The organism is Lentzea xinjiangensis (genome assembly GCF_900110955.1).
In the GTDB taxonomy this organism is placed as follows: domain Bacteria; phylum Actinomycetota; class Actinomycetes; order Mycobacteriales; family Pseudonocardiaceae; genus Lentzea; species Lentzea xinjiangensis.
In genome coordinates, this window is sequence record NZ_FOFR01000007.1 from 58,921 (window position 1) to 71,259 (window position 12,339).

Sequence of the window (12,339 nt, forward strand, 5' to 3'; positions counted from 1 at the left end):
GGAGCTCCGCCATGCGTGCTCGCGACATCATGACCAGTCCGGTGATCACCGTGACACCGGCCGTTCCGCTCAAGGGCGCGGCCGCGCTGATGGTCTCGCACGGGTTCACCGCGCTGCCCGTCGTCGACGGCAAGCGCCTCGTCGGCATCGTGACCGAGGCCGACCTGGTGCGCGGCAAGTACCTCGAAGACGGTGGCGCCGTGGTCGCCGACGTGATGACGACCCCCGCCGTCGCGATGGACGCCGCCGCACCCGCCGAGGTCCTGGCCCGCGCCATGATCGACGACCGCAGGCGGTGCGTCCCGATCGTCGACGGCACGGCGGTGATCGGCGTCGTCACCCGCCGCGACCTGGTCCGCGCACTCGCGCGCGCCGACACGACGGTGACGGCGGAAGTCCAGCGCGTGCTGGACGCCTACGGCGGCGGTCGCCAGTGGACGGTCACCGTCCACGACGGCGAAGCCGTGATCGGCGCCGCCACCACCGACGAGGAGACCGACCGGGTCCTCGTCGCACTCGCCGACGCGGTGCCGGGAGTGCTGCGCACCCGCGTTCTGACTGGAGGACAACGATGAAAGCCCCATCCGCCCCGATCGTCGTCGGCATCGACGGCTCCGCCTCCGCGCTGCTCGCGGTGACCTGGGCCGCGCGGGAGTGCGCCCGGCACAAGGTGCCGTTGCGATTGGTGCACGCCTACGTGCTGCCGACGCGCGGCTACCCCGAGATCATCCTCACCGGCACCGAGATCCGCCAGGCGATGGAGAACCTGGGGCGGGACAAGCTGGAGGAGGCCACCGCGGCCGCGAGGGCGGCGGCACCGGAGGTCGAGGTGACGACGGAGGTCGTGTGCTGCGGCTCCACCACGCTGCTGATCGAGGAGTCGAAGTCCGCGCGCCTCGTGGTGGTCGGCTCCCAGGGCCTGGGCACGGTCACCGGCATGATCGTCGGTTCTACGGCTTTGGCGTTGGCCGCGCACGGGAAGAGCCCGGTCGTCGTGGTCCGGGGCACCGCCGTCCCCGACGGCCCGGTTGTCGTCGGTGTCGACGGCTCGCCGACCAGCGAGGCCGCGCTGGCGTTCGCCTTCGAGACCGCGTCGATGCGCGGTGCCCCGCTCACCGTGGTGATGTGCTGGCAGGACTTCATGGTGGAGAGCGTCCACACCGCCTCGCGGTTCACCGTCGACTGGGGCCAGGTCGAAGCCGACGAACGCAGGCTGCTGGCGCAACGGCTGGCCGGGTGGCAGGAGAAGTACCCGGACGTGCGGGTGCACCCGGTGGTCGTGCGGGACCGGCCCGTGCGCGCGTTGATGCGGTACGGGGCTGAAGCTCAGCTCGTGGTGGTCGGCAGCCACGGGCACGGCGGGTTCGCCGGCATGCTGCTCGGCTCGACGAGTCAGGCACTCGTCTACAACGCGCCGTGCCCGTTGGCTATCGTGCGCCCCGACTAAGCCGCGTGGTCCGCCGACTTCCCCTTCGTCTACGTAGGGGAAGCCGGCGAACCGCAGCCTGGCCCCTGTCCGGCGTTCATGACGAGGTGGGCGGGCCTTCGAGATTGCCGTCGCTGTGGTCGTCCGTCATCGGCCCGCGGTCGGTGGAACGACCACGACCGGGCATTCGGCGTGCCGCAGGCAATGCGCGGCGACACCCTGCGAGAGGAACTCGCGGACCGCCCCGCGCCCGCGGGTGCCGATCACCAGCAACGCGGCGTGCTTGGACGCTTCGACCAGTTGCCGGGCGGCGTCGCCCACGACGACGCACTCGGCGACGTCAGCCGCGTTCGGCACCGTGGCGCGCACCTGCCGCACCGCCTCGTGGAGCTCGCGGGCGGGGTGCCGGTGCGGCATCTCGCCGTACGGGTTGAGGCCCATCGGCACGGCCGGCACGACCGCTGGTCCGCGGTGGTAGCTCAGCACCGCCTCCACCCTGGCACCCCGGCGCGGCGCTTCTTCGACCGCCCAGCGCAGTGCCGCGCGGGACTCCGCCGAACCGTCGACGCCGACCAGGATCACAGGTGTCCTCATGGCTGCTCCCATCGCTCAAGACCAGCGTGGCCGCCGGATCGCGAGCACTGGCAGAGACCAACGTCATCAGCCTGATGAGCCGATCCGCACTGCTGGCGCGCACGTGCGCGGCGAACTCTCGACCGCACCAACGGGATGGAGGACGCCATGAAGGCGAAGGCAGGCGATTGGCTGGTGGAGCCGAGCGGACGGCGCGGGTTGATCGCGGAGGTCAGGCACGAGGACGGCGGCCCGCCCTATGTCGTGCGGTGGCTCGACACCGAACACGAGGCGTTGGTGTTCCCCGGCCCGGACGCTCACGTCGTCACCGCGGAGGACGAGGCGGCACGCATCCGCGCGAGCTGAGCCGTGGCACTGCTGCGCACGCGGAAGAACCGGCGGAGGCGCACTCAGGTGGCGACCGCAGCCGATGCCGGTGCACACCGCGATGCCCGCCACGAACACCGTCATCGAGCCCGTCGGCCGGGTCGCGCGCATACCCGGTGGTCACGGCCCGGCAGGCCGGGACCAAGGTCCCGAACGGCGTGGGACCGCGGCCACTCACCGGCGGCGGCCCGGCCCGCGAGGCTGAAGTGCATGAGCGACAACGAGTCCCGGCCCGTGGTGGTCGGAGTTGACGGATCACCCGCCTCCCTGGCGGCGTTGCGGTGGGCCGTGGCGGACGCGCGGCGGCGTGGCTGCCCGGTGGACGTGGTCTCGGCGTGGCACCCGGACTACGGCGTGGTGATCGGGCCGCTGCCCGCCGAGCTGCTGGTGGAGATGACGCCGCAGGCGGTGAAAGCCGCCGCGCAGAAGACGCTCGACCGCGTGGTCGAGGGGGTCGAGGGCGTGCGGATCCGCCGGGTTCTGGTCGAGGGCGACCCGAGGGACGCGCTCGTCGAGGCCTCACGGGACGCGGAGCTGCTCGTGGTCGGCAACCGCGGGCACAGCGCGATCGTCGAGGCGGTCCTCGGCTCGGTCAGCGCCCACTGCGTGCACCACGCCGCGTGCCCGGTCGTCGTGATCCGGGCGCCGAAGACCGAGCGGGAACACGCCTCCGTCGCCGCGGCGGCGCCGCTGACTCCCGGACCGCTGCTGTGAACGCGGCGGCGTTGCTGACGGACGGCTCGGTCGTCACCGTGCGCGAGCTCGGGGCGGAGGACGTTCCGGCACTGCTCGCCCTGCACCGCGGACTGCCGGTCGAGGACCAGTACCTGCGGTTCTTCAGCACGTCGCCGCGGCAGCTGGAGGACTTCGTCGAGCGGATGGTCTCGCCGGACGCCCCGCGCCACGTCGTGCTCGGCGCGTTCCGCGGCGATCGGTTGCTGGGCGCCGCGAGCTACGTGGTGGTGCGGGCGACGGACTTCGCGGAGGTCGCGCTGGTCGTGTCGCACGCCGAGCAGGCGCACGGCGTCGGCACCCTGCTGCTCGAACACCTCGCGTCACTGGCGCGGAGCAGGGGCGTGCGCCGGTTCACCGCCGAGGTGCTCACGATCAACGGCCGGATGCTGCGGGTGTTCACCGACCTGGGGCTGGTCACCTCGATCGTGCCCGACGGCGAGGTCATCTACGTCGAGCTCGTCCTGGAGCCCGGTGACCACTACCTCGACGCGGTGGGCGAACGGGAGTCGCGTGCCGACGTCGCGAGCCTGACACACGTGCTGCGGCCCGGTTCCATCGCCGTGATCGGCGCGGGCCGGTCACCGGCGTCGGTGGGCCACGGGGTGCTGCGCAACCTGGTGGAGGGCGACTTCACCGGCGACCTGTACGCGGTGAACCCCCACGCGAAGTCCGTGGCCGGCGTCGACTGCTACGCCTCGGTCGGTGAGCTGCCGGAGGCGCCCGAGCTGGCGGTGTTGTGCGTGCCGGCGAAGGTCGTCCCGGCTGTCGCCGAGGAGTGTGGTCGCCGGGGTGTGCGGGCGTTGGTCGTCATCTCGTCCGGTGTCGACGCGGAGGAACTGCTGAAGGCGGTTCGTGCGCATGGCATGCGTCTGGTGGGTCCGAACTGCCTGGGTGTGTCGACGAGTGCGCCGGCGGTGCGGATGAACGCCACGTTCGCGCCCGGCAGCACGCTCGCGGGTGGCGTCGGGCTGGTCACCCAGTCCGGCGGTGTCGCGATCGGTGTGCAGGAGGAGCTGCGTCGTCTCGGCCTCGGGTTGTCGAGCCTGGTGTCGACGGGGGACAAGCTCGACATCAGCAGCAACGACCTGCTGATGTGGTGGGAGCACGACCAGGACACCCGGATCGTCGCGCTGTACCTGGAGTCGTTCGGCAACCCGCGCAAGTTCGCGCGCATCGCCCGTCGGGTCGCCGCGGCCAAGCCGGTGCTCGCCATCCGGGCGGCCACCAGTGAGGCGGGCCGGCGTGCGGCCGCCTCGCACACCGCCTCGACCGCGACGCCGTCGGTCACCAGGAACGCGTTGTTCCGCCAGGCGGGCGTGATCGCCGTCGACAGCGTGCCCGAGCTGACCGACGCCGTGCTGGCGCTGAGCCGCCAGCCACTTCCCGGCGGGCGGTCGGTCGCGGTGCTGAGCAACGCCGGCGGGCTCGGTGTGCTGGCCGCGGACGCCTGCGTCCGTCAGGGCCTGCACATGGCCGTGCTCGGTGAGAAGACCCGCAAGGCGTTGGAGCGGCTGGTGCCGGCGACAGCCAGCGTGCAGAACCCGGTCGACACCACCGCGGTCGTCGACGAGGAGACCTTCGCCCGCTGCCTCGACGTCATCGGCGCGGACCCGGCGGTCGACGCCGTGATCACCGTGACGGTGCCGACCGCTCTGGGCGACCCCACCGGTGGCGTGCACGACCTCGACGGCAAACCGGTGCTGGCGGCCCGCACCGGCCAGACCGAACTGCTGCACGGCCAGGTGCCCTGCTACGCCGAGCCCGCCCGCGCCGCCGCGGCACTCGCACGGCTGGTGGAGCGCGCCGACTGGCTGGCCCGTCCCCGGGAGTTCGCCCGCCTGGGCCGGATCGACCTCGACGCCGCACGGGCGGTCGTGGCGAAGGGGCGGGGCTGGCTGCCGCCGGACGAGGTGGTGTCGTTGCTGACCGCGTTCGGGTTGCCGGCGCTGGGCGGAACGCTCGCCACCACCGCCGAGCACGCGGTCGCGGCGCAGCAGGCCTACGACGCGCCCGTCGCGCTCAAGGCGATGGCGGACGACCTGCTGCACAAGAGCAGGGGAGGGGGCGTCGAACTCGGGGTCTCCTGCCCGGACGCCGTGGCGAGGGCCGTCCGCGGGTTCCAGGAGCGCTTCGGCGACCGGCTGCGCGGCGTGTTCGTGCAGCCGATGGCCCCCTTTGGCCGGGAACTACTGGTGGGTGTGGTCACCGACGAGAAGTTCGGACCGCTCGTGGTCACCGGCCTCGGCGGGGTGGACACCGACGTGCTCGACGACCGCGCCGCGGCACTGGCGCCACTGTCCACAGCGGACGCCGACGACCTCCTGCACGGCTTCCGCGCCGCGGGCCACGTCCTCGCCGGCACCGACGAGGAGGCGGTCCGGCAGGTGCTGCTCCGCGTCGCCGCGCTCGCCGGCGCCCTGCCCGAGGTCGCGGAGCTCGACATCAACCCCCTGGTGCTGACCGGAACGGGATGTCTCGTCGTGGACGCGCGAGTGCGCGTCGCACCGGCTGAGCACCCCGACCCCTTCCTGCGCCGCCTGCGGACCACCTGACCCGAACCGGAAGACCGAGGAGAAGAGCCATGAGCAGCAAGCCGATCGTGGTGGGCATCGACGGAACGCCCGCGTCGGGCCTGGCGCTGGACTGGGCCCTCGACGAGGCCGTCGTGCGCGGTTGCCCGCTGCACGTCGTCAACGCCTGGACCTACGAGGCACTGGCCGACTGGACCGAGACGAGCGCGCAGCGGGCCCAGGCCGAGTCGGAGGCGGTGATCGAGAAGGCGCTGCAGGTGGCCGCGCAGAGGCGCGAGGAGCTGCCCGAGATCGTCCGCAGGAGCCTGAGCGGCGACGCCGCCGAGGTGCTCGAGCGGGCCTCGGAGGGCGCCGCGATGCTCGTCGTCGCCTCGCACACCGGGCATCGGATCCGCCAGATCGTCCTGGGCTCGACGAGCATGCACGTCGTGCGGCACGCGCACGCGCCGATCGTCGTCATCCCGGTGAACGACCGCGAGCTCGCGGAGAGCACGCGATGAAAGCCGCCGACGCGATGGTCCGCCCGCTCGTCACGGTCGGCCCGCGCGACTTCGCCCGCCACGCCGGCGGCCTCATGGACGACTTCGGCCTGACCATGCTCCCCGTCGCCGACCAGGGCGTGTTCCTGGGCGTGGTGACCAGGACGGACGTGGCGCGCGGCAAGGAGGGCGTCCAAGCGCCTCTCGTGCAGCAGGTGATGTCGCAGCCGGTGCTCGTGGCGACGCGGGACACGCCCGCGGCGACGCTGTTCGACGCGATGACCCGCTACGAGGTGCTGTGCGTGCCCGTGCTCGACGACGGGCACATCGCCGGCGTGGTCACCAGGCTCTCGGTCCTCCGGCTGATCAGCCGGAACACCGCGCAACCCCACGTGGAGGCAGACCGTGCCGCTGTCCACGGCTGACCGCGCGGACGTCGTCCACCACGGGCTGCCGGTGGCCGAGGTCGTCCTGATCGCGGAGACGGACGAGGCGGCGGGCCTGTCCACCGGCCAGTGGCGGGCACGCCTGGCCGCCCTCGGCCCGAACGAGCTGCCCGCCCAGCGCGGGCCGAGCTGGGTGGTGCGGCTGCTCGGGCAGCTGCACCACCCGCTCATCTACGTGCTGCTGGCCGCCGCCGGGATCACCGCCGCGCTGGGCGAGGTCGTGGACGCCTCCGTGGTGTTCGGCGTCGTCGTGGTCAACGCGATCATCGGGTTCGTCCAGGAGGCGCGCGCCGAACGCGCACTGGACGCCCTGACGGCGATGGTGCGCACCGAGGTGACCGTCGTGCGCGACGGCCTCACCGCACGGGTCCCGTCCGCGGAGCTCGTGCCCGGCGACCTGGTCGTGCTGGAGGCGGGCGACCAGGTCGGCGCGGACCTGCGGCTGGTCAGCACCGCGGAGCTGCGCGTCGACGAGTCGGCGCTGACCGGCGAGTCCGTGCCCGTGGCGAAGAGCCCGGTGGAGTTGCCGTCGGACACCGCCCTGGCCGACCGGACCAACATGGCCTACTCCGGCACGCTGGTGACAGCCGGTGCAGGGCGCGGTGTCGTGGTCGCCACCGCCGCGGACACCGAGATCGGCCGGGTGCACCGGCTGGTCAGCACGACCACCACCGTGCAGACCCCGCTGACCCGCAAACTGGCGCGGTTCAGCCAGATCCTGACCGTGGTGATCCTCGGGCTCGCCGCCTTCAGCGTCGTGGTCGGCGTGCTGCGCGGCGAGCCGCTCGCGGAGATGGTTACCGCCGCCGTGGCGCTGGCCGTCGGCGCGATCCCGGAGGGCCTGCCCGCCGCGGTCACCGTGACGCTGGCCATCGGAGTGGCGCGGATGGCGCGGCGCAACGCGATCATCCGGCGGTTGCCCGCCGTGGAGACGCTGGGCAGCACCACGGTCATCTGCACGGACAAGACAGGAACGCTGACGGCCAACGCGATGACGGTCAACGTGGTCGTCGCCGCGGGCACGCGCCACGACGTGGCGGGCATCGGCTACGAGCCCACCGGGGCCGTGACACCCGCACCGACCCCGGCACTGCGCGACTGCCTGCTGGCGGGCCTGGCGTGCAACGACGCGCGGATCGTCGAAGACGGCGGCCGCTGGCGCCCTGTCGGGGACCCGACGGAAGCCGCCCTCGTCGTCGCGGCGCGCAAGATCGGTCTCGGCGAGTCCGACGTGCCGGGACGGGTGGACGTGCTGCCGTTCAGCTCCGACCGGATGTTCATGGCGACCCGGCACGCGGGCGACGTGGTCTACGTCAAGGGTGCGGTCGAACGGGTGCTCGCCCTCGCCGGGCAGGACCGGTGCGCCGAAGCCGAGGAACTGGCGGCCGCGGGGCTGCGGGTGCTGGCCATCGGGCGTGCGGCGGGTGTCGAACTGTCCGAGGAAGGCCTGCGGGGCAACGTGGTGCTGCTGGGCCTTGTCGCGATGCACGACCCGGCGCGGCCCGAGGCGATCGAGGCCGTGCGCGCCTGCCAGGCCGCCGGCATCGAGGTCAAGATGATCACCGGCGACCACCCGGCCACCGCCGGCGCCATCGCGGCCGAGTTCGGCATCACCGACGTCCACGCCCGCGTCGCCCCCGAGGACAAGCTGCGGCTGGTCAAGAAGATCCAGGCCGGTGGCGAGGTCGTCGCGATGACCGGCGACGGCGTCAACGACGCGCCCGCCCTGCGGCGCGCGGACATCGGCGTGGCGATGGGCAAGGGCGGCACCGAGGTCGCGAAGCAGGCCGCCGACATGGTGCTGACCGACGACAACTTCGCCTCGATCCGCGCCGCCGTGGAGGAAGGCAGGGCGGTCTTCGACAACCTGCGCAAGTTCATCATCTGGACGCTGCCCACGAACATGGCAGAGGGCCTGGTGATCCTCACCGCGATCCTGCTCGGCGCGGCACTGCCGATCCTGCCGGTGCAGATCCTGTGGATCAACATGACCACCGCCGTCGCGCTGGGACTGACGCTCGCGTTCGAACCGCGCGAGGCGGACGTGATGAGCCGCCCGCCGCTGCCACCGTCGCTCCCGCTGCTGACCCGGCAGCTCGTCGGCCGCATCGTCTTCGTCTCCGCGATCCTGCTCGCCTGCTCGTTCGGCGCGTTCCGCTGGCAGCTCGCGTCCGGTGCCACGCTGGACGTCGCGCGCACAGTCGCGGTGAACGTCTTCGTCGGCGCCCAGATCGCCTACCTGGTCAACTGCCGCTCGCTGGAGAAGTGGCGGCCGAGCACCGGGCCGAACCGCTGGTTGTGGACGGGCATCGCGACGACCGCGGGCTTGCAGGCGCTGCTCACCTACGTGCCGTTCATGAACGACCTGTTCCACACCGCGCCGCTCGGGTGGCAGCCCTGGCTGGTGGTCATCGCGCTGAGCGCGGCGGCCTACGTCGTCGTGGAGCTGGAGAAGTGGCGGCAGCGCCGCGGCAAGGCCGGCTGAGGACGGATCTCGCCCGCCTCCGGCGGGGTTCGGCGAAAGGGGCGAAGGCAGTACGCCCTCGCCCCTTTCGGGTTTGTCGTCATCGCGGTCAGGGATTCGCCTGCTCCCGGGAGGGGTCCACCACGGGACGGCGGGGTGTTGCGGGCGGTGGCGTCCGGTTGACCGCGGTCCACCCGCTCACCCACGTCCGGTCCACCCACGTCCGGTCCACTCAGGACCGGCTCGCTCACGGCAGCATCAACGGACCCGCGTGCTGCTCCGCGTCGAACGGAACCACCACGACCGGGCACAGCGCGTGGCGCAGGCAGTAGGCCGTGACCGAGCTGAACACCACCACATCTCGCTTGTGGTGGCCGGTTCCGCCCACGACCAGGCACGGCGCGTGCTCCGACAGCTCCACGAGCACCGGGCCCGGAACACCGTGCGGCGTCCGCAGCTCGACCTCCACCCCGTCCGCCGCGGACCCCAGCGAGTCGAGAGCCGCCCGCAGGTCCTCTTTGTGGGCCGCCTCGAAGCCCAGCCGGCACACGCTGACCGCGAGCACCGAGGTGGTGGTGCGCCGGGCCTCGCGCACCGCCCAGGACAGTGCGGCGCGGGCCGCGGGTGACTTGTCGATTCCGACGACGATTCGTGGCTTTTCGCTCATGGCTCCAGCGTGCAGGCGGTGTGAGCGCGCGTTCAGGGTCCTTGGGTCCTGCTGCCACGGGCCGGAACGCCCGGCTCACCCGCGTCCTTGGCAGGTGTCCGGCCGCCACGTCGCCGACGAGGCTGGGTGGGGAACGAACCGAGGGCCGCCGGAGGGTGTCATGCGTGAAGCGACAGCAGCCTCGCCGATGACCCGTGAGGTGACCACCGCAGACGTCGGGTGCTCGTTCGAGGAACTCGTGCGGCTCGTGCTGGACTGCGGCGGCGAGCTGGTCGGCGTGCTGTCCCGCCGCGACCTGCTGAAGCTCTTCCTGCACGAGGACGACGAGCTGCGCACGACGATCCGTGACGACGTCTTCGGCCGGGTGCTGTGGGTGGACCAGGACACCGTCGAAGTGGCCGGTGGCGTGGTGACGCTGCGCGGCGCGCTGGAGCGCCGCAGCGAGGCCGAGGTCGCCGAGCACCTCGTGCGGGCTCTGCCGGGCGTGGTCGACGTCCGGAACCGGCTTGAATGCGGCTGGAACGACACCGCGGGTATCCGCCAGACCGAGATCTTTGGCTGAGGGAGTGACATGAGGACTCGAGACGTGATGACGACCGACGTCGTGGTCGTCGGACCGGACACCCCGGCGCGCGACGCCGCCCGGCTGCTCGCCGAACGTGGCTTCACCGCGCTGCCGGTGGTCGACGCCTCGGGCGCGCTGGTGGGCGTGGTCACCGAAGCCGAGCTGCTGCGGAACCGGTTGCCGCAGGACCCGCGGTGGCTCGTGCACGGTGAGCCCGTCGAGGCCCGCCGGCCACCGGCGGACGCGGTGGCCCAGGTGATGACGACACCGCCGGTGGCGGTGGACCCGAACACCGACCTGGCGGAAGTCGCCGGCCTGATGCTCGAGCAAGGTGTGCGCAGCGTGCCCGTCGTGCGCGATGGCCGCCTCGCGGGCATCGTGACCCGCCGCGACATGCTCCGCTCGATCACCCGCGCGGACGGGGTCGTCGAGGCGGAGATCCGCCACCGGCTCGGCGTGGCCGGTGGCGCGCAGCGCTGGCAGGTGGCGGTGAACGGCGGCAGGGTGTCCATTGTGGACAAGGTGGGCGACGCCACCGAACGCCACGTGGCCGAGGTCCTGGTCCGCGCGGTCGCGGGAGTGACCGACGTCCGGTTCACCGGCGAACCGGTGCGCGCGGGGAACTGACGACCGAGCCGGTCCCCGTTGGTCCTGCGGGAGAGCGGGGCCGCGCCACCCCAGCGCCCCTACCCGAGCACGGCCCACCCGTGCGGTTGCAGCCGCACGGCCGCGTCGGGCCGGCCGGGACGCAGCAGCTCCGCTGTTCCGGCGTGCACCGAGGTGACCTCCGGGGCGGGCAGTTCGGTGGTGTGGTCGTCGAGGCTCAGGGCCAGCACCAGCCGGGCGTCCTCCCCGCGGACCTCGAGGCAGAGCTGCCCGTTGGCCAGGTGCAGCGTCCTGGTGCGCGCCCGGTGCAGCCACGGGTGGCGGCGGCGCAGGCCGATCAGGTGCTGGTGCAGCCGGTAGGTGTCCCAGCCGTGCGGGGCGAGCCCGTCCGGGGCCGGGGGGAACTCGGGGCGCACCGCGTCGTCGCCGCCCGCGCGGTCCTCCTTGACGCCGCGGAACGCCTGCTCGTCCCCGGCGTAGACGGCGGGGGTGCCGCCGACGGTGAACAGGACGGCGAGCGCGTGGGGGAGGTGCCGTTCGTCGTGCAGCCGGCTGGCCAGGCGGGTCACGTCGTGGTTGCCGACGAAGGTCAGCGGGGCGAACGAGGCCAGCAGGTCGTTGTGCCGGTCCAGGGCCCAGGCCAGCTCGAACAGGTTGACGTCGTTGAGGGAGCTCCAGATCGCCTTCCACAGCTCGTACTGGGTCACCGAGTCCATGCCGGAGGCGGCCACGATCTCCGCGTAGTCGCCGTGGATCACCTCGCCGACGACGTAGGCGCCGGGGTGCGCGGCCCGGACGCGCGGCAGGACCTCCGCCCAGAACTCGGGCGGCACGGCGTAAGCGGCGTCGAGGCGCCAGCCGTCGGCGCCCCGGTCCAGCCAGTGCTCCATGACGGCGGCGACGTGCTCGGCGACGGCCGGCTCGCCGTGGTTGAGCGCCACCAGGCCGTGGTGGCCCTCGAACGTCGCGTACTCCGGTTCGGTGCCCGGTTGCCACGCCTGCGGCCACGTGAGGTGGAACCACGACGCCGTCGGGGCGGCGGGACCTCGTCGCAGGACCTCGGCGAAAGCCGGGAACCCCCGGCCGACGTGGTTGAAGACGCCGTCGAGCAGAACCCGCAGCCCGCGCCCGTGCGCCGCGGCGACCAATGCGTCGAAGTCGCGGTCGTCGCCGAGCCGCGGGTCGACGCGGAAGTGGTCGACGGTGTCGTAGCCGTGGGTGTGCGAGGCGAAGACCGGGCCGAGCGCCAGCCCCGAGGCGCCCAGCTCCACCGCGTAGTCCAGCCACCCCTCGATCCGGCTCAGCCGGTGCTCGGCCACCGGCGCGCCGGCATCGGCCTGCGCCGGCGCGCCGACGAACCCGAGCGGGTAGAGGTGCCACCACACGGCGTGGCGGATCCAGTCGGCCATCGGGGCACGCTCCTTACTGAGTACGACTCACTAAGACGGAGCGTAGCTCAG

At 72.8% G+C, this 12,339-nt stretch carries 13 protein-coding genes; 10 read left to right on the forward strand and 3 right to left on the reverse strand.

Annotated features, from left to right (window positions below):
• Positions 1-11 precede the first annotated feature (11 nt).
• Positions 12-575 carry a CBS domain-containing protein gene (locus BMW88_RS17150; protein WP_089951773.1) on the forward strand — a complete coding sequence of 188 codons (564 nt, stop codon included), beginning with the start codon at positions 12-14 and terminating at the stop codon, positions 573-575.
• Positions 572-1,447, forward strand: a complete 876-nt coding sequence (locus tag BMW88_RS17155) for a universal stress protein (RefSeq protein WP_089951774.1) — start codon at positions 572-574, stop codon at positions 1,445-1,447. Before BMW88_RS17150 ends, BMW88_RS17155 begins: the two co-directional genes overlap by 4 nt.
• A 126-nt stretch (positions 1,448-1,573) precedes the next feature.
• Here the strand turns inward: BMW88_RS17155 and BMW88_RS17160 are convergent, their stop codons facing one another.
• Positions 1,574-2,020, reverse strand: coding sequence for a universal stress protein (locus BMW88_RS17160; protein ID WP_177221153.1), 447 nt, complete (start codon positions 2,018-2,020; stop codon positions 1,574-1,576).
• A gap of 147 nt (positions 2,021-2,167) precedes the next feature.
• Here BMW88_RS17160 and BMW88_RS17165 point away from each other — a divergent pair, with 147 nt between their 5' ends.
• From BMW88_RS17165 to BMW88_RS17190, 6 genes are all read left to right on the forward strand, one after another.
• Positions 2,168-2,365: a DUF1918 domain-containing protein gene (locus BMW88_RS17165; protein WP_089952171.1), complete on the forward strand. Its 198-nt coding sequence runs from the start codon at positions 2,168-2,170 to the stop codon at positions 2,363-2,365.
• 231 nt (positions 2,366-2,596) lie between these two features.
• A complete protein-coding gene (locus BMW88_RS17170; RefSeq protein ID WP_089951777.1) occupies positions 2,597-3,100 on the forward strand; it encodes a universal stress protein in 504 nt (167 codons plus the stop codon).
• A complete protein-coding gene (locus BMW88_RS17175; RefSeq protein WP_089951779.1) occupies positions 3,097-5,673 on the forward strand; it encodes a bifunctional acetate--CoA ligase family protein/GNAT family N-acetyltransferase in 2,577 nt (858 codons plus the stop codon). Before BMW88_RS17170 ends, BMW88_RS17175 begins: the two co-directional genes overlap by 4 nt.
• 29 nt (positions 5,674-5,702) lie before the next feature.
• Positions 5,703-6,152 (forward strand): universal stress protein, encoded by a 450-nt coding sequence (locus BMW88_RS17180; protein ID WP_089951780.1) that lies wholly within the window; start codon positions 5,703-5,705, stop codon positions 6,150-6,152.
• Positions 6,149-6,556, forward strand: coding sequence for a CBS domain-containing protein (locus tag BMW88_RS17185; RefSeq protein ID WP_089951782.1), 408 nt, complete (start codon positions 6,149-6,151; stop codon positions 6,554-6,556). Before BMW88_RS17180 ends, BMW88_RS17185 begins: the two co-directional genes overlap by 4 nt.
• On the forward strand, positions 6,537-9,062 hold the full coding sequence (locus tag BMW88_RS17190; RefSeq protein ID WP_089951784.1) for a cation-translocating P-type ATPase: 2,526 nt from the start codon (positions 6,537-6,539) through the stop codon (positions 9,060-9,062). Before BMW88_RS17185 ends, BMW88_RS17190 begins: the two co-directional genes overlap by 20 nt.
• Before the next feature lie 226 nt (positions 9,063-9,288).
• Here the strand turns inward: BMW88_RS17190 and BMW88_RS17195 are convergent, their stop codons facing one another.
• Positions 9,289-9,708 carry a universal stress protein gene (locus tag BMW88_RS17195; protein ID WP_089951785.1) on the reverse strand — a complete coding sequence of 140 codons (420 nt, stop codon included), beginning with the start codon at positions 9,706-9,708 and terminating at the stop codon, positions 9,289-9,291.
• Positions 9,709-9,907: 199 nt separating this feature from the next.
• Here BMW88_RS17195 and BMW88_RS41900 point away from each other — a divergent pair, with 199 nt between their 5' ends.
• Together BMW88_RS41900 and BMW88_RS17205 are read left to right on the forward strand one after the other, a co-directional pair.
• Positions 9,908-10,270 carry a BON domain-containing protein gene (locus BMW88_RS41900; protein WP_177221154.1) on the forward strand — a complete coding sequence of 121 codons (363 nt, stop codon included), beginning with the start codon at positions 9,908-9,910 and terminating at the stop codon, positions 10,268-10,270.
• Between the two features lie 9 nt (positions 10,271-10,279).
• Positions 10,280-10,900, forward strand: coding sequence for a CBS domain-containing protein (locus tag BMW88_RS17205; protein WP_089951788.1), 621 nt, complete (start codon positions 10,280-10,282; stop codon positions 10,898-10,900).
• Positions 10,901-10,959: 59 nt separating this feature from the next.
• Here BMW88_RS17205 and BMW88_RS17210 read toward each other — a convergent pair whose 3' ends face one another.
• On the reverse strand, positions 10,960-12,288 hold the full coding sequence (locus BMW88_RS17210; protein ID WP_089951790.1) for an alpha-amylase family protein: 1,329 nt from the start codon (positions 12,286-12,288) through the stop codon (positions 10,960-10,962).
• Between the last annotated feature and the right edge of the window lie 51 nt (positions 12,289-12,339).

What these genes read in the sequence shown, in the direction of transcription:
- BMW88_RS17185 (WP_089951782.1), top strand. Translation starts at nt 6,149, where the DNA reads ATGAAAGCCGCCGACGCGATGGTCCGCCCGCTCGTCACGGTCGGCCCG.
- BMW88_RS17205 (WP_089951788.1), top strand. Translation starts at nt 10,280, where the DNA reads ATGAGGACTCGAGACGTGATGACGACCGACGTCGTGGTCGTCGGACCG.
- BMW88_RS17155 (WP_089951774.1), top strand. Translation starts at nt 572, where the DNA reads ATGAAAGCCCCATCCGCCCCGATCGTCGTCGGCATCGACGGCTCCGCC.
- BMW88_RS17150 (WP_089951773.1), top strand. Translation starts at nt 12, where the DNA reads ATGCGTGCTCGCGACATCATGACCAGTCCGGTGATCACCGTGACACCG.
- BMW88_RS17195 (WP_089951785.1), bottom strand. Translation starts at nt 9,708, where the DNA reads ATGAGCGAAAAGCCACGAATCGTCGTCGGAATCGACAAGTCACCCGCG.
- BMW88_RS17160 (WP_177221153.1), bottom strand. Translation starts at nt 2,020, where the DNA reads ATGAGGACACCTGTGATCCTGGTCGGCGTCGACGGTTCGGCGGAGTCC.
- BMW88_RS17180 (WP_089951780.1), top strand. Translation starts at nt 5,703, where the DNA reads ATGAGCAGCAAGCCGATCGTGGTGGGCATCGACGGAACGCCCGCGTCG.
- BMW88_RS17210 (WP_089951790.1), bottom strand. Translation starts at nt 12,288, where the DNA reads ATGGCCGACTGGATCCGCCACGCCGTGTGGTGGCACCTCTACCCGCTC.
- BMW88_RS17165 (WP_089952171.1), top strand. Translation starts at nt 2,168, where the DNA reads ATGAAGGCGAAGGCAGGCGATTGGCTGGTGGAGCCGAGCGGACGGCGC.
- BMW88_RS17170 (WP_089951777.1), top strand. Translation starts at nt 2,597, where the DNA reads ATGAGCGACAACGAGTCCCGGCCCGTGGTGGTCGGAGTTGACGGATCA.